Consider the following 17250-nt stretch of genomic DNA (forward strand, 5'->3'; position numbering starts at 1 on the left):
TGATACTAGACACGAAATAAGAAATTTTGCCAGTTAATCCTGAATTTAACCCAATAAAATTGACTGGACCAGGGCTATACATCACACTCAAGGTATACAATAAGATTTCCAAAATAGTACCCAACTTCGATCTAAAATATTTTCAGATCATTAAGTTAAGTACTTTAAAATATTTTGTATTATACGTTTGTACAGCGCTAATTTTCGTTTTCCACATAGCGCGCAAAATTATCTAATATGGCTTGCCAGCCTGCACGCTGTTGTTCAACAGGATATACAGTTTCAGGATCAAAGCTTATGCGAACCAATATAGCTTGGTCCTGTTGAGTAAAGGTAATTTCAGCTTGGCGCTCTCCAAATGAGTATGCAATTTTTTCATTTGGAATAATCTCTGTATAAGTGCCAGCAAAATCAAAGCCCATACTGCCATCCTTAGCTTCCATACGATTTGAAAACTCGCCACCGATGCGCAGATCATTTTTCGAATTTACCGTATGCCAATCAGGTGAAGCTGTATTCCACTGCTCTATATCCTGAGGGTTATTATAAATACGCCATACCACATCTATGGGTGCCTTAACTAAAGATTCCACGATAATTTTTGACATTTTCTTCTCCATAATTGTTTTTCGATTCGATTGTTATTTAAATATCGCCCCAGCGATTATAATTTAATCAATCCTATATACTGTATAAAACTACAAAACTACACATATTCTTAGGGCTATTTAGATTATTTACTCCAGCCTTTTCCATGTAAAATAGTTTTTAAATTTAGTCAGATGCAAAAGATTATGCTGATCAAATCACAACACCTTAAAAATAGAAAAGCATTATCCAAAACACTTCAACTTTCAACTTTCGGATATGTTTTTTACAGCCTGATCTTGGGGCAAATGAGTTTTGCTGAGAATTTAAGCTACAGCCAAGCAGAACAATATTTACTTGAAAATTCTTATACAACTCAAGCCAGTGACGCTTTAAATCGAGCATCAAAACTTCAAGCTGAGGCTGTAAAAAATATTGGTTTACCACGTGTAGACTTGAATGTCCGTGCTTATAAATTTCATACTGAAACAGACCTTCCATTAAACGGTGTGAAAAATAATCTCGAACAAACCTTATCGCAAGGTGTCAATGAACGTGTTGATCAATGGCAATCAGAACAAAATATTCCTTCCACGATCACGGATCCTTTAAAACAGGGATTAACACAAGGCATTCATAGTGGTATTGGTTTAATTCCAGATACAGCAAACGTTGTGTTAGAAGATGAAGTTGTTCGCCCAACAGTTTCAGTAATGATGCCAATTTATACTGGTGGTGTTACATCCAGCACCAAACAAATTGCAAATTTAAAAGCTGAACGTAGTCAGTTGGACGCTAAACAGCAACAAGATACGCAACGTTTTGAAGTGATACAGGCTTATTTTAATGTGCAATTACAACAACAACTTGCAGATGCCAGCCGTTTCAACCTTAAAGCAATGCAACAACACTATGACAATGCCCTCAAACTGGAGAAACAGGGTTTTGTCAGCAAAGGACAGCGTATGCAATTTGAGGTTGCACGAAATAATGCCTTGCGAACTGAACAAAATGCCACGGCGAATTTACAATCCAGTCAGTTTCAACTAAAAAATTTACTCAATAAATCCAGTATAGACCAACTAACAACCCCACTTTTTGTCAATCGTCAACAAAGCCAATCCCTAAATCAATTGCTTGATTCTTATCCTGAAACATCAAGTCTAGTTCGAAAGATGCAGATGGATACACAGTTGGCCAATCAAAATGTCAAAATTCAAAGTGCAACCAAAAAACCTACGTTATTTGCTTTTGGGGAATATAGTTTAGATCACAATCAAAACTGGATTGTAGGAGTTGCTGCCCGTTACAACTTATTCTCAGGCATTGATAAAAATAAAAATGTACAAGCTGCTGAATTGCAGCGATATGCGACTGAATTGATGACTGCACGTACCCAACAAGAGATTGAGAATATTATTTACAAATCTTATAGTGAGTTAAGTACAGCCCAACAATCCAATCAACTTTTACAACAAAATGAACAAGCTGCGCTCGAAAATCTCCGTATTCAGCAATTGTCATTTAAAGAAGATATGGGGACAGCGAGCCAAGTGATTGATGCACAGAATCAATTGAGTGTATTAAAAACTGAAAAAGCACTCAATGCTTATAAATATGTAATGGCTTTGGCGACCCTACTGCAAAGTCATGGCTCAATTTCTCAGTTCAAAGACTATGTTAATCAAACCAACACCGATTTTATTCGTTGAAGATGGAGCTAAAAATGACACAAGAAAATAACCATCAGAATACGCATAATGATTCAACATCAGACGCTAAGTTAAATGCTGAAAGTTCGCATGACAACATCGCTAATACCCAAGCCTCAGATCAAGTTAAGGAACATCAGAACAACTCAAACTCACAGCATGATCGTGTAACCAATGAGGCTGAAAACTCCACATTATCTCAGTCAACTGACGATCCAGCACAAGCAATTCAGCATTCTACAGTCAAGGAAAATGCCTTTAAAAAAAGAACCGTAATTGCAATTGGTTTGATTATTCTCATCATTCTTATCGGATTGATTGCATTTGGATTATGGAAAAGTTACCAACCTAAAACTGTAGATGTGCAAGGTCGTGTAGAAGCAGAAACACTGCATGTCAGTACCAAAGTACCCAGTCGAATTGAGGGTATCTTTGTCAGTGATGGACAAAAAGTGAATAAGGGTCAACTTCTAGTTACTCTGAGCAGTCCAGAAATTGAAGCAAAAAAACAGCAGGCTCTTGCCACCCTACAATCAGCTTTGGCATTGCAATCCACAACTGATCGTGGCTCGCAACAAGAAAATATTGATACCCTCTATGCCAATTGGCAAAGTGTAAAGGCACAAGAAAATCTTGCTAAAGCAACCTACCAACGTGGTTCCACTCTTTTTGCTCAGGGCGTAATTTCACGCCAACGCCGTGATGAAATGTTTGCTGCTGCCCAATCCGCCACGCAAATGAGTGAAGCTGCCTATCAACAATATGCGCGTGCCAAACGTGGCAGCACTGCTGAACAAAAATCAGGTGCTGATGCACAAGTTGAGATTGCTAAAGCAGCTGTTGCAGAAGCAAATGCGCTAGAAGCAGAAACCAAACTCTATTCACCTGTGAATGGCACTGTATCCAAAACCTATGGCAAACCATCTGAATTGGTTGCAATTGGCGTTCCTGTGGTGAGTATTATCCAAGATGAAGAAAAATGGGTCAGCTTAAATGTTAGAGAAGATCAATATGCACAGGTTTATCAAGCAAAATCACTCGATGGATTTATACCTGCATTAAACAAAACTGTTTCATTTCACATTAAAAACATTGATGCAGAAGGTGAATTTGCAACCATTAAAACCACACGTCAAACAGGCGGTTATGATATTCGTAGTTTCAAAATTAAATTGACGCCTGCTGAAGCATTGCCTGATTTGAAGGTTGGTATGAGTGTGATTTTTAAACTTCAAGAGCATCAATAAACATGTGGGCGAGCATGCGAAGAGAGCTTCGATATCTGTTTATACATAAGTGGGATTTATGCTTAGTCACACTCGCTCCTTTGTTTGTTATTGTTTTATTTAGTAGCATGTTTTATGCAGGCAAAGCAGAACATTTACCGATTGCTATCATTGATCAAGATCAAAGTGAGTTAAGTCGTAATATCGAGAAATATCTCAGTCATAACCACACACTTTCGATTTACACGGTTTCAAATGACCCAAATCAAGTTGAACATTTACTGAATCAAACCAAAATTTGGGGTTATGTACATATTCCTGTAGGTGCTGAACAAAGATTGGTACAAGCACAAGATGCGCAAATCAGCATTGCATTTAACCAGTCCTATTTCAGTATCGGAAATGGCATTTCATCTGCAATGTTACTCTCAACAGTTGAGGCAATCGGTGATTTTGCACAACACTCTTATTATCAAAACAAAATTCCTTATGCTGAAATCGCGACACCGAATGTTAAAATCTCACCATTATTTAATCCAAATCTGAGTTATGAGTTCTATCTAGAACCTTTTATGATTCCAGCAATTTTGCACCTCTTGCTTTGTTGTTGCGTTGCTTTTGCAGTTGGTCAAGAACTGAAATACGCAAGTGTTAAGCAATGGGTTCAAGGACGATCTGTCTTTACAGCATTACTGGCTAAAAATATGCTCTATGTATTGATCTTCTGTTTTTGGACATGGGTCTGGATGTTTTGGCTGGTTGAAATTCGAGGTTGGTTTATTGCTGGAAGTTTATGGATGATCTTGCTTGGACAATTTTTACTTTATACAGCTTATGCCCTAATCAGTAGCACAGTTGTACTTGCAACCAAAAATTTATCTAAAACCTTTGGCTTTATTGCAGTCTATGGCGGTTCTTCTTTGAGTTTTGCAGGTGTCACCCTGCCTTTGAATAATGCCCCTATCTTCACTCAGTTTTGGGCCAATATTATTCCTTATACACCTTATGCAAAATTACAAACTGAACAATGGGTCGTGGGCAGTCCCATTTTTATCTCGATGCTTCCTCTCGGAATTTTAACCATTTATTGTATTTTATATGGTGCAATCTCTACTTTGCTCCTCAAAAAAGTGGTTCAAGGGGCGCAATATGATTAATTTCTTTAAAGCACTCGCTCAACACTATTTTGCCACTTTTAAAAATATAGCGAAAAATTCGTCCATATTGACCACAATGGTACTCTCAGTATTTTTTTATAGTTTTTTTTATCCTACTGCCTATAAAGCCCAAACAGCAGAAAACTTACCGATCATTATTGTAGATGAAGAACAAAGCTTTCTCAGTCATGAAATTATTGTCGAAGTTTCTAAAAGCCCCAATGTAGCAATTACAGAAATTACGGGTAATTTTGAACATGCTAAACAAATGGTTCAACAACAAAAAGCCGATGGTATTTTATTGTTGCCTGAGAACTTATCCAATAGTGTTGTACGGGGCGAAGAAGGCGGTATCGGTTTATATTTAAGTAGTGCTTATTTTCTTAAAACTAAACAAATTGGTTTAGGTCTAGCCACTTCGATTGAAAATACAATTGCAGAGCATGCAGAAAGGTTTGGGAAAATTTCACACTTTCAACCCTCAATTCCTGTTCATCAAATTCCACTATTTAATACTTTATCTGGATATGGCAGTTATATTTTTCCAGCAATTGCACCATTAATTATCCACCAGACCATCGTTTTAGGTTTATGCATGCTGCTTGCTGGTTATCGTGAACAATACTGGCGTGCCACCCTGTCTGAGCTTGTTGCGATTTATTTAGCCGCTTTAACCATCGGTTGTTTGGGTTGTTTTTATTTATTTGGTTTTACCTATTGGCTCAATGATTATCCACGAGGTGGAAACTTTTGGGGAATGTTATTTGCAGTACCCATCTTTATTAGCTGTGTAATTGCAATGGCAATGGTTCTAGCAAGTTATCTAGATATTTCAGAACGGGCTGGACATGTTATTGTTTTTACATCAATTCCTTTGTTTTTATTATCTGGCGCTGCTTGGCCATTAGCGGCAATGCCGCATTGGATGCAAGCGTTTGCTCATATTTTACCATCCACACAAGGCATCAATTTGTTTATCCAACTCAATCAAATGGGTGTACCCACTTTCATCGTTATTCCTAAGTTGATCTATCTTGGATCGCTGTTTGCAATTTTGATGATATGGGCTTATCTCCGACTCAGCAAAAGACATAAACAAATAGAATGAATATGTAAAATATAATTTATATAATTAATAAAATTTCACAATAAAATCGAATAATTTAATCAAACTGAATTATTTTTAATCAATTGAACGCATTTTGAATAAAAATATTAGTATTACAGAGTCAAATAGCGTCAGAATACACCATTTTCAAAATACTCTGAATGTTCAGAATCTCCCACCCTAAAGTACCCACATACTTTAGCGGGATTTTTTTTTCATTTTTTTGATAGAGTTTTCTTTTCGCCAAAATCTGAATTTTAAGGGCTCAGTATGAAGAAAATGAGAATTAGCCTAGCTTGGCAAATTGTTATTGCGCTCTTCTTAGGTATCCTTGTTGGTGCATTCTTGCACAACTCTCCTGAACTTCGTAATGACATCGTTGCAAACTTTCTACAACCATTGGGTAAGATTTTTATTAATCTGATCAAAATGATTGTAATCCCACTTGTGCTTTCCATGCTGATTTTAGGGATTGCCAATGCAGGTGACAGTAAAAGTGTCGGTAAATTAGGTTTAAAAACCATTGTTTACTTTGAGATTATTACGACCGTCGCCATCATTGTGGGCTTAGTTGCTGCGAATGTATTCCAGCCAGGCGCAGGCATTGATATGTCTACACTGACAACTTCTGATATTTCTCAATATAAAGAAACGACACAGGAAGTCAGTCATGAAGCTCATGGTTTAGTGAATACCGTTCTTTCACTTATTCCACCGAATATCTTTGCTGCAATGAGCGATGGGCATATGTTGCCAATCATCTTCTTTGCAGTGATTTTTGGTATCGGTCTTGGATCATTATCTAAAGAAACCAAACAGCCTTTAATCGATGTATTAAAAGCTGTTTCTGAAACCATGTTTAAAGTAACGCATATGATCATGATGTTTGCACCGTTTGGTGTTTTCGGCTTGATCGCTGCCACTGTCGCAAACTTTGGTTTCAGTTCTTTATTGCCACTGATTAAACTGGCAGTATTGGTTTATGCAGCAATTCTATTCTTTATCTTTATCGTGCTTGGTTTTGTGGCTAAATTCTGTGGTTTCAGTATTTGGACAATTATCAAAATCTTAAAAGATGAATTGATACTTGCTTATTCGACTGCAAGCTCTGAAACCGTTTTACCTCGTATGATGGAAAAAATGGAAGCTTATGGTGCGCCTAAGTCAATCACCAGTTTCGTTGTACCGATTGGTTATTCATTTAACCTAGATGGTTCTACGCTTTACCAAAGTATTGCGGCAATCTTTATTGCTCAACTTTATGGTATTGATTTAACCATCACACAACAAATTGTTTTAGTGCTTACACTGATGATTACCTCTAAAGGGATCGCAGGTGTTCCAGGCGTGTCTTTCGTTGTGCTACTGGCAACATTGGGCAGTGTGGGTATTCCACTAGAAGGTTTGGCATTTATTGCGGGTATTGACCGTATCTTAGATATGGCACGTACAGTATTAAATGTAATTGGTAACGCACTTGCTGTTCTTGTAATCAGTAAATGGGAAGGCAAATTCGATACTGAAAAACAAAAATCTTATAATTTTGATGCCACACATTAATTTTTTAAGATGACTAAAACCACCTTTGGGTGGTTTTTTTATGCATATAGTCAAACCGTCTAATGATTCATACAAGTACTTTGCGATCAATCATTGATATTCAATAACCTATATACTCCTTAGAAGATTTTGATCATTCATATGGTAATCCCCCCTCAAAATAATTGAACTCAAAAGTAGAAAATCGAATAATCCTGTTCAAGGAGATTTTTTATGAAAACATCTAAATATTCAGACAGCTTAATCATAAGCATTTTAAAACAAGCTGAATCAGGAACACCCGTGCCTAACTTATGCCGTGAACATGGTATGAGTTCCGCTACATTTTATAAATGGAAAGCGAAATATGGAGGTATGGATATTTCAATGATGACACGACTTAAAGAATTAGAGGCTGAAAATGCTCGTCTGAAACGTATGTATGCTGACGAACGTCTTAAAGCAGATATTCTTCAGGATGCACTGTCAAAGAAGTTATAAAGCCTGTACAACGTAAATCTCTTGCTCAGCGAGCCGTTGAACAATTCAAGATTTCAGTGAGTAAAGCTTGCTTCATCTTTCAACTTAGTCAAACCTGTTATCGTTATAAAGCTCAATTAGATGAGCAAAATAAGATGATTGCAGACTGGCTACTGAAGCTCACCAACGAGAATAATACTTGGGGCTTTCAGCTTTGCTTCTTGTACCTACGTAATGTCAAAGGCTACTCATGGAACCACAAACGTGTTTATCGAATTTATAAGGAGCTTGAGCTTAACCTACGAATTAAACCAAACAAACGCATTCAGCGAATAAAGCCTGAACCGCTTACAGTACCATCAGCACCAAATGAATCGTGGTCAATGGACTTTATGCATGACCAATTGAGTGAGGGTCGCAGTTACCGAATTCACAATGTTATTGATGATTATAACCGTGAGTCACTGGATATATTGATTGATTTTTCTTTGCCAGCTCAACGAGTGCTGAGGGGATTAGACCAATTAATTGCATGGCGAGGTAAGCCAAAGCGTATCCGTAGTGATAATGGACCCGAGTATGTTAGTGATTTAATGCAAGCGTGGTGTACTCAACATGGAATTGAGCATGTGTTTACTCAACCAGGTCATCCACAACAGAATGCTTATGTTGAACGCTTCAACAGGACGGTTAGATATGAATGTTTGAATCAATATTTATTTCGAGAGCTTGAAGAAGTTGAAGACTATACAACGATATGGCAACACTTTTATAATCATGAACGACCACATATGTCAGTTGATGGTAAACCACCTAAATTTAAACAATCATAAGGACTTTGCCTTTCTACTTATAAAATCAATTAAAAATGGGAGTATTACCATATATTTTGTCCTTTTGAATCATTGATGGTCTTGCTATCGTGAGGCGACATGAATGTCGCCATGTTGAGCGGAGCTATATGAGCAAAAAACAAAGCATTGCTTTGTTTGCAGCACAAGACCCCTGTTAAACGGAAGATTTTTGTTACTTTTCATCTCTGAAAAGCAAAGTATCGCCTGCGCAAAACGGTTTAAACTTTGGAGGTAAAGCTTGGCAGTGCATGCTTTAGGTTATCAAACAATATCTCAATAGCATTCATTTTAGTGATCAAGAGAAATGATATTTTACTGTCTGAATTTTTCATCAAGTTGACCATATCTGTTAAATGCTTAGGAGAGAACAAGCTTTATTATGAGTTATTTACCTTTAAGTATGATAATCAGCATTAATATTTAACATCTTAGCACTGATAAGCATATTGTCTTGATGGTGTATTACCCTGCTTTAAAATAATTTTAATCTGCTCATTTTTAGTGACAACAATAAAATCTTGAGTGATATAGCCTTCTTTTGCCGCACATAAATGCCAATCGTAAAACTGCACACCATGAATCATTAGACTTTCAACTTTCCATTGCGCTTGCTTTTCAAAGTTTACGACGCCTATTTGGTTGCTATACTTTTCATCATATTGGTCATCTATTTTTGCTGGACGTACACTGGTCACTAAGACGACTTTTACTTTAGGAATAGCGACTCCCCGTTCATTTACAACATTTACAGTCAGTTGCGGCTTTTGTGTTTTATAAACAGGAAAACATCCTGTTAAAAAGATGAAAAAGGGAATTAAAAAAATATTTTTGTCCATACATTCATCTTCCTTAAAATCGAAATATCTATTAAAAGACTGTTTCTTTATTGACAATTACCTTTCTACTCGACGTATATGAGTTGGACACTTTTGATTTACTTCAAAGTCTTGCAATTTTTCTAAATGGATCTCAAGATTACTTTGGTCCTTAATCGTATGTGTTTGCAGTTTATAACCCTCTTTAGAGATACAAATCGACCAAAAATACTGTCTATTTGTTCCCATATTTAATGTCAACGATTTTCTAATATCAAAATATGCCATCCCATTTTCAGTATATTGGGACTTATATGTTTGAGTCATCTTTCCATCTTTTAATATTGTTGCTAAAACGACATGGGCTTGATCGACTAATCTCCCATCTGAATCTTTTACAATCAGATTAATTTTAGGCTCTGTCATCACTATATATGGAAAACAGCCAGTTAAAGCAATTATAAAAGTAATTAAAAATATAGCTCTATTCATGATTTAACTTGTATAACCACAACTTAATTTTGAATTTCCTTGAGGTGTTTCATCTATAGCATTTTCGATATTCCATTCATCACCTACAACCTTACGTAAATGATAAAGTACTGTGGTTGGCTCCACTCGAAATACAAAATAATAGCCCTTGGATTGCGTATTTGCCAATTGATGTTTTTGTAATGCAATTTTGATTAGTCGAACCCCAAAAACATCAGTATCAACCGCAAAATCATCCTGTTCAGTATGTGCTGTTTTATAATACTGATGACCTTGTATTCCCACATAAGTATGCCCTCCAATCGTCATCATTTGTTTTGATTTATTTAATTTGACCTGCTTTGGTCCATTTGCGCTAAAGTCACGCAATAATACTGCAATTTTGCTTTCAGGCTTTTGAAAAATCATGTCGCAATTCAAAGCTTTGATGTCAATTAATGATCCAATTTGAACTTCTTGAGCATGCGTAAATTGCAATCCAAAAAGTATTGAAATCGCAAAGATTATTCTTGTCATATCGAAATCCTATTTTATTTACTCTCATTATTTCTTCAGCGCGATAAGCTTGTCTGATATTTAAAATAATATTATTTGTGAAAGTATAGCGTTAAATATTTTTTGAAATAAGATTAACTTTATAAATCATCATTTTTTTTATCATTTGCATATACTTAGCATCATTTATAAAAATTATATGCAAAAACCACAATCAAGTGGCTTTTGCGATTAAATGTGAATAAAAGCATTGTTTAAGCAATAAAATATGCGCTCAAAATAATCACTATTTGTAGCAGTAAAACTGCACCAAACCATTTCCATCCTTTTTGGCGAAGGATGACCTTTTCTGCTGTTGAATAATTTACTGTTCTTATCATTTTATCACCTCATTCTTGCTACATGTTGGAACACCTTTGGGGCAAAACATTGGTCTTTTAATAGACAATTTATAACAAGCAAGAAATAAACCAACTCAAAAAATGTAACAATTTATCAATGCAGGCATAAATTTTTTCGATACTTAGCAGTAAAGGTCTTATTGCTCGATGGATACCTCCCTAGCAATATTCCTTATTGAATCCATTTAATATGAAATCAACGATATCTATTCGAATTCAAAAAATCATCAATTAAAAAAGCCCCTTACGGGGCTTTTACAATTCGTTGGTATAGATCTAATTAACCAATAAACTTACGTGCATTACGGAACATACGTAACCATGCACCATCTTCAGTCCATTCTTCAGGTTTCCAAGAGTGTTGAACTGCACGGAAATTCCGTTCAGGGTGTGGCATCATAATGCTGGCACGACCATCTTTTGAGGTTACACCAGAAATTCCTTCAGGCGAGCCATTCGGGTTCAATGGATACTGTTGAGTTGCATTACCCAAGCTATCGACATAACGTAAAATAACTTGATTACCCGCATTGAGTGAAGCAAAGTTTTCCGCAGAAGTTTCTGCACGACCTTCACCATGTGCAACAGCAATTGGTAAAATAGAACCTTCCATACCTTCTAAAAGAATAGAAGGCGTTTTTTCAACTTTTACATTGACTACACGTGCTTCAAATACTTCTGAAGTATTACGACGGAAACGTGGCCAGTTGTCTGCACCTGGAATCAGTGGTGCAAGCTGTGCCAACATTTGGCAACCATTACAAATACCTACGGAGAAAGTATTGTCACGATTAAAGAATTTTTCAAATTGATCACGCAACTTCGTATTGAACAATACAGATTTAGCCCAACCACCACCTGCACCTAAAACGTCACCATAAGAGAAGCCACCGCAAGCAACCAAACCTTCAAAATCATCTAAATCAACACGACCTGAAAGTAAATCACTCATGTGGACATCAACAGTATTGAAGCCGACTTTATCAAATGCAGCAGCCATTTCCACATGACCGTTAACGCCCTGTTCACGTAGAATCATCATGTTTGGACGACGTTCGTTGATATATGGCGCTTCAACAGGTTCATTTAAATCAAATGTTGGTAATGCGATTAAGCCTTTATGCTCACGGTCGCCAATCAATGCAAACTCAGAGTCAGCAGTTTCTACATTATCACGCAAACGCTGGATTTGATGAGAAACTTCAGTCCAAGCTTGTTGTAATTCAGCACGCTCTAGCACTAGACCATTGACAGTAAGCTGATCAGAATCGTTGACTGTACCGACTACAGCAATCGCATCTCTTAAGCTTGAGACTGCAACCTCATCAGCCAAAGTTGCCCAATCTGCTTGAGAAATTTGCAATACTGCACCGATTTCTTCAGCAAATAAGCTTTCATTCGTTTGGTTTTCAAGTGACACACCTAAGCGTGAAGCAAACATCATTTCAGCAACAGTTGCCAATAGACCACCATCACCAATGTCATGATAAGCCTTGATTAAACCACGGTTATTCCAGTCTTGTACTAAAGCAAAGAATGCTTTGAAATCGTCAAAACTGTCAACATCTGGCGTTACAGAACCAATTGCTTTATATACCTGAGCAAGAATCGAACCGCCTAAACGGAACTGACCTTTAGATAAATCAATACGGACTAAAACGGAGTCTTCATTTTTCAATTCAGGGGTTAAAGTTTTACGTACATCTAATACAGGTGCAAATGCAGTGATGACACCTGACATTGGTGAAGTGACTGCTTTATCTTCACCTTGATCATTCCAAGTGGTACGCATAGACAGTGAGTCTTTACCAACAGGGATCGCAATACCCAAGGCAGGACACATTTCCATACCAATGGCTTTTACACCTTCAAATAATGCTTGATCTTCACCTTTTTGACCTGCTGCCGCCATCCAGTTTGCTGATAATTTAATATCGCTGATCTGTTCAATATTGGCACACATGATATTGCTGATTGCTTCGGCAACTGCTAAACGTGCAGAAGCGGCAGGATTTAACAATGCGACTGGTGGACGTTCTCCCATTGCCATTGCTTCACCGGTATAACCTTGCAAACTGGTTGTGGTTACTGCGGCATCGGCAACAGGAACTTGCCAGCGACCCACCATTTGATCACGTGCAACCATACCTGTGATCGAACGGTCACCGATGGTAATTAGAAAAGATTTAGACGCAACAGTTGGATTTTTCAATACACGGAAAATTGCATCTTTCAAGTCAACTTTAGAAGCATCGAATGCATTGCCTTTACGTTCAATTGTTTCATATGAACGGCTCATACGTGGTGTACCACCAAGCATGACTTGCATTGGCATATCCACTGCTTTGTTATCAAACAATGGATCATTCACAGTAAGTTGACGTGCTTCTGTTGCTTCCCCTAATACTGCAAATGGGCAACGTTCACGTGCACAGATTGATTCAAACAACTCTAATGATTCAGGTTTGATTGCCAACACATAGCGTTCTTGTGCTTCGTTTGACCAGATTTCCATTGGCGACATGCCTGGTTCTAATGATGGAATTTTACGAAGATCGAGAATTGCACCTAATTCATGGTCGTTGACCAATTCAGGCATTGCATTGGAAATACCGCCAGCACCAACATCATGCACAGATACGATCGGGTTAAAATCTTCCATTCTCCAACATGCATCGATCACTTCTTGACAACGACGTTCCATTTCTGGGTTTTCACGTTGAACCGAGGCAAAATCTAAATTTTCACCTAATTTACCACTGTCTACAGAAGATGCTGCACCACCGCCTAAGCCGATCAGCATTGCAGGACCGCCTAAGACGATCAGTAAATCACCAGGTTGAATCGCATCTTTTTCGACATGATCAGGGCGAATGTTACCATAACCGCCTGCAATCATGATCGGTTTATGGAAACCTTTTACTTCACCATTTACGTTTTGTTCAAAAGTACGGAAGTAACCATTAAGTGCGGGACGACCAAATTCATTATTGAATGCAGCACCACCCAATGGACCATCAATCATGATTTGAAGTGGTGAAGCCATACGTGATGGTTTACCGTAATTCTCTTCCCAAGGTTGTTCAAAACCCGGAATATTCAGGTTAGACACCGTAAAGCCTGTTAAACCAGCTTTTGGTTTACCACCACGACCAGTTGCACCTTCATCACGAATTTCACCACCTGAACCTGTTGCCGCGCCAGCAAATGGTGCGATTGCAGTTGGATGGTTATGGGTTTCCACTTTCATTAAGATGTGTGCAGCTTGGCTCTTATATTTATAAACATAGTGCCCAGTTGCTTCATCTTTTTTAGGATAAAAACGTTGCGTATCAAAACCAACAATCACCGATGCATTATCTTTATAGGCTGATAATACGTCTGTCGGAGATTCTTTATAGGTATTTTTAATCATTTGGAACAATGACAATGGTTGTTTTTCACCATCAATTGTCCATTCAGAACCAAAAATTTTGTGACGACAGTGTTCTGAGTTTGCTTGAGCAAACATCATCAACTCGATGTCGTGTGGGTTACGACCTAATTTATTAAATGCTGCTGTTAAATAATCAATTTCTTCATCTGATAATGCAAAACCGAATTCAGAGTTCGCTTTAACCAATGCATCTTTACCTTGACCTAAGATATCAATTGAGTTTAACGGCTTAGGTGCAGTTTCTGAGAACAATGCGGATGCATCATCAATTTTATTGAAAACGCTTTCTGTCATACGGTCATGTAAAACTTGTTTCACTTCTTCAGATACTTCAGAAATACCCTTTAAAGTAAACAAAACACCGCGTTCTAAGCGGTGTACAGGCGTATTACAATTGGCAAAAATATCGGTTGCCTTAGACGACCACGGCGAAATTGTACCGACACGTGGCGTGACTAAAATCTGTACTTCATCACTGGTTGCCTGATGTAGTTCAAACGATGCACCATCGTTTAAAAGCTGTAAAGCAGATTGCTGTTGTTGCTCGTTGAGCGCTTGGTCGAAAAGGTAAACCCATTGGCTTTCTATTGATTGAACAGAACTGATTGACGCAAGGCGTGTTAATAGTTGTGTTTGCTTAAAAGAAGAGTGTGCAGGTGCACCGGCAACGATAAACATGCTGTTTTTGGCTCCACGGGCAGGCTTTGGCAACCTACCTCAATGTGACTTGAAGAGAGCGCATATTCTACTGTGAAAGCAAGATTTCAGCTAGTCATATCCAACTTAAAAAATGCTGAAATCTTGCTTTTAAACATTCGATTTACTTTGACTTTCGTCTTTAAACATGATTCGTAACAATTGAATTATTGAGCACGATAACTAGACTCGCCTGTTTTCGGATCTTCTTTTGCGATGATTCCACTTTTTTGATAAAAAACTTTTCCACATGAAATATCTGGTTCAATTTCCCCATCAATTGCATAGGACAATTCAACATTTACATGTCTTAAATCGGGATTTTTGGGTACAGAATCTATAAAAAATACATCTAAACTTTCCATGTTATAGCAAACATAAATTTTTTCAGGATGTGCGTTTTTATTCAGATCAATTGTATAAAGGTGGTCTGCTGTTTCTGTCATCCTGTCTAATTTGAGGGCAACCGTATTCACTAGATCACCATCATGATCTATCGCATAAGCATATTTTGCTGTTTCATTTTGATAACCTTCATTGCAGTTTTTTATTGGTTGTCCAATTTTTACTTTGCTTGGCGTAATATCCTCTGCAGTAAATTTAGATTTTCCATTCAACATACTGCTCGGTATGACGCTCCAATACACTTTTCCTTGTGCATCTGGATCATCTGTCCAGATACAATTACTGGTCAGATGACCATCTGAGGTTTTCTGAAAAGCAAAAGTTGCTAAAGCTTGATCTGCTGGTTCAGGCTTCACAGGAATGCTTTCTTCGATTTCAAATTTACTCTCTTCGGTTTTTTTCTGAGTTTCGATTTGCTTATTTTGGCTGCTTAAGTTTTTATCAGTTTGATTACATCCTGACAAAAAAATTATGAATAGCAATATAAATTTATTATTCACTGAATACCCTTCATTATTATTTTGCGTTATTTTGACAACATACGTTGCATAGTCGGTGAATCATAGCTATAAATCCCTAAGGTTGGATCAAATTCTACTCTATTTATCTGATTTTTATCTTCCAGTTTATAGTTAGAAAAAATAAATTTATTACCTTTATATTGGATCTTTATTGGATAATATGATTGGCCTTTTACAGGAATAAAAGAAAGTTTTGAATCAAACTTGTGCGCTTTAGGTCTATAAAACATTTCTGTTGTGTCCTCACTCGCATTTGAGACTAAATAGCTTCGTAGAAACTCATCCTCTTTCAGACTTAAGACGTACCAATCTGAGTACTGTGCTCCATTATTTGTTATCGCATATAATCTGAAAAAACTTCCCTTCCTATCTGCGCCAATTAACCTAATATTTGAAGCAATTTCAGGTACACTCAACTTACTTAGGGAGATTTCAAATCCTTCATAAGAATCGATGCCTTCATAATTTATTGGTGTTCGAGTAACCAATTGATATTTTCCAGTTTTTAATTGCTTAAATAGATAAAGTTCCAATTTAGGATCTGTAATGCGTATTTCTCGTCCAGTACCGTTCATTTTAAATATTTCGACTGGAAGTAAAAAACGCTTTTCCTTTTTTATATTTCTGAATTTAATAACTTTATGGGGGAAAACGACGATATTTTTCTCAATGAGTTTTTTACCCTCAACACAATTACATTTTTCATAGTATTTATATTGAACAGCAGTAAATAACTTTGTATTTGAATGTGAAAATTGTGAATCATTCATTTGTACAATCTCAAATGGATACAAAGTTTTAACTATATTCTTGAGTTCAAAACTTTCTAATTCTATTTGTTTCATCTCATCTGCATTAAATACCTGATTTTGCCCAGTTTGCTTGTGAGGATAAAATGTGTAATCAATTATTGTACGTTCTTCAAATGAGCGTAGCCCCAATGCATTTTCGGTAGTAGAAATTTCTTTTGAAGGATCAATAATAGAATAGTCTTTAGCATGGGCATAAATGATTGCTAAACATAAAATAACCACAAAACTTATGAATTGATTTATTAAAGTCATTTACTAAACCTAATTATTTATCATTTATAAATCATAATTTTAGCATTTATTTTTTAAATTACTCAATCACTGTAAAATTAAAGTCAAATTGGTAATACTCTTATTTTTAGTTAATTTAATAAATAGAAAGCCAAAGCCCCTATAATTGTTTAAATTTAGGTGGTTTACCAGACATATAGGTCATTCTGATTGCATCCTGCTATGTTTCTCATATGAAAATAAATCAACAACATGACAACTTATGTCGCCCAGCTCTAGTAC

Annotated in this window: 14 protein-coding genes and 1 pseudogene; 6 read left to right on the forward strand and 9 right to left on the reverse strand. The window is 36.8% G+C overall.

What is annotated here, in order from left to right; translation table 11 throughout:
- Positions 1-25: 25 nt before the first annotated feature.
- Positions 26-112: pseudogene (locus I9192_RS13790) on the reverse strand (LysE family translocator); the annotation flags it as partial.
- 85 nt (positions 113-197) lie between these two features.
- Positions 198-608 carry an SRPBCC domain-containing protein gene (locus I9192_RS13795; protein WP_005032334.1) on the reverse strand — a complete coding sequence of 137 codons (411 nt, stop codon included), beginning with the start codon at positions 606-608 and terminating at the stop codon, positions 198-200.
- A 186-nt stretch (positions 609-794) separates the two neighbouring features.
- On the opposite strand from I9192_RS13795, the gene I9192_RS13800 reads away from it, so the two are divergent.
- From I9192_RS13800 to I9192_RS13825, 6 genes are all read left to right on the forward strand, one after another.
- A complete protein-coding gene (locus I9192_RS13800; RefSeq protein ID WP_005032336.1) occupies positions 795-2300 on the forward strand; it encodes a TolC family protein in 1506 nt (501 codons plus the stop codon).
- A gap of 14 nt (positions 2301-2314) precedes the next feature.
- A complete protein-coding gene (locus tag I9192_RS13805) occupies positions 2315-3547 on the forward strand; it encodes an HlyD family secretion protein (protein WP_005032338.1) in 1233 nt (410 codons plus the stop codon).
- Between the two features lie 2 nt (positions 3548-3549).
- The gene (locus I9192_RS13810; RefSeq protein ID WP_200149862.1) at positions 3550-4683 is read left to right on the forward strand and encodes an ABC transporter permease; all 1134 of its coding nucleotides are present in this window, start codon (positions 3550-3552) and stop codon (positions 4681-4683) included.
- Positions 4676-5791, forward strand: coding sequence for an ABC transporter permease (locus tag I9192_RS13815; RefSeq protein WP_005032342.1), 1116 nt, complete (start codon positions 4676-4678; stop codon positions 5789-5791). Before I9192_RS13810 ends, I9192_RS13815 begins: the two co-directional genes overlap by 8 nt.
- Before the next feature lie 270 nt (positions 5792-6061).
- Positions 6062-7351, forward strand: a complete 1290-nt coding sequence (gltP, locus tag I9192_RS13820) for a glutamate/aspartate:proton symporter GltP (protein ID WP_004824615.1) — start codon at positions 6062-6064, stop codon at positions 7349-7351.
- A 213-nt stretch (positions 7352-7564) separates the two neighbouring features.
- A protein-coding gene (locus tag I9192_RS13825; RefSeq protein ID WP_200149863.1) for an IS3-like element ISAbe6 family transposase occupies positions 7565-8643 on the forward strand; the annotation gives its coding sequence in 2 pieces (ribosomal slippage) (positions 7565-7817 and positions 7817-8643; 1080 coding nt in all).
- A 449-nt stretch (positions 8644-9092) separates the two neighbouring features.
- Here I9192_RS13825 and I9192_RS13830 read toward each other — a convergent pair.
- The 7 genes from I9192_RS13830 to I9192_RS13855 all read right to left on the reverse strand — a co-directional run bounded on the left by I9192_RS13830 (position 9093) and on the right by I9192_RS13855 (position 16989).
- Positions 9093-9500: a hypothetical protein gene (locus tag I9192_RS13830; protein WP_005032347.1), complete on the reverse strand. Its 408-nt coding sequence runs from the start codon at positions 9498-9500 to the stop codon at positions 9093-9095.
- A 57-nt stretch (positions 9501-9557) separates the two neighbouring features.
- A complete protein-coding gene (locus tag I9192_RS13835) occupies positions 9558-9971 on the reverse strand; it encodes a hypothetical protein (RefSeq protein WP_005032348.1) in 414 nt (137 codons plus the stop codon).
- 3 nt (positions 9972-9974) lie between these two features.
- Positions 9975-10487: a hypothetical protein gene (locus tag I9192_RS13840; RefSeq protein WP_200149864.1), complete on the reverse strand. Its 513-nt coding sequence runs from the start codon at positions 10485-10487 to the stop codon at positions 9975-9977.
- Between the two features lie 233 nt (positions 10488-10720).
- Complete coding sequence (locus tag I9192_RS22470) at positions 10721-10846, reverse strand: KGW motif small protein (RefSeq protein ID WP_009584508.1); 126 nt, start codon at positions 10844-10846, stop codon at positions 10721-10723.
- 301 nt (positions 10847-11147) lie between these two features.
- Positions 11148-14981: a phosphoribosylformylglycinamidine synthase gene (gene purL / locus I9192_RS13845; protein ID WP_010591239.1), complete on the reverse strand. Its 3834-nt coding sequence runs from the start codon at positions 14979-14981 to the stop codon at positions 11148-11150.
- A gap of 185 nt (positions 14982-15166) precedes the next feature.
- Positions 15167-15904 (reverse strand): hypothetical protein, encoded by a 738-nt coding sequence (locus I9192_RS13850; RefSeq protein WP_005032355.1) that lies wholly within the window; start codon positions 15902-15904, stop codon positions 15167-15169.
- Positions 15905-15930: 26 nt separating this feature from the next.
- Positions 15931-16989: a hypothetical protein gene (locus I9192_RS13855; protein WP_005032358.1), complete on the reverse strand. Its 1059-nt coding sequence runs from the start codon at positions 16987-16989 to the stop codon at positions 15931-15933.
- Between the last annotated feature and the right edge of the window lie 261 nt (positions 16990-17250).

The sequence above is a fragment of the Acinetobacter bereziniae genome, assembly GCF_016576965.1.
GTDB classification, from domain to species: Bacteria; Pseudomonadota; Gammaproteobacteria; order Pseudomonadales; family Moraxellaceae; genus Acinetobacter; species Acinetobacter bereziniae.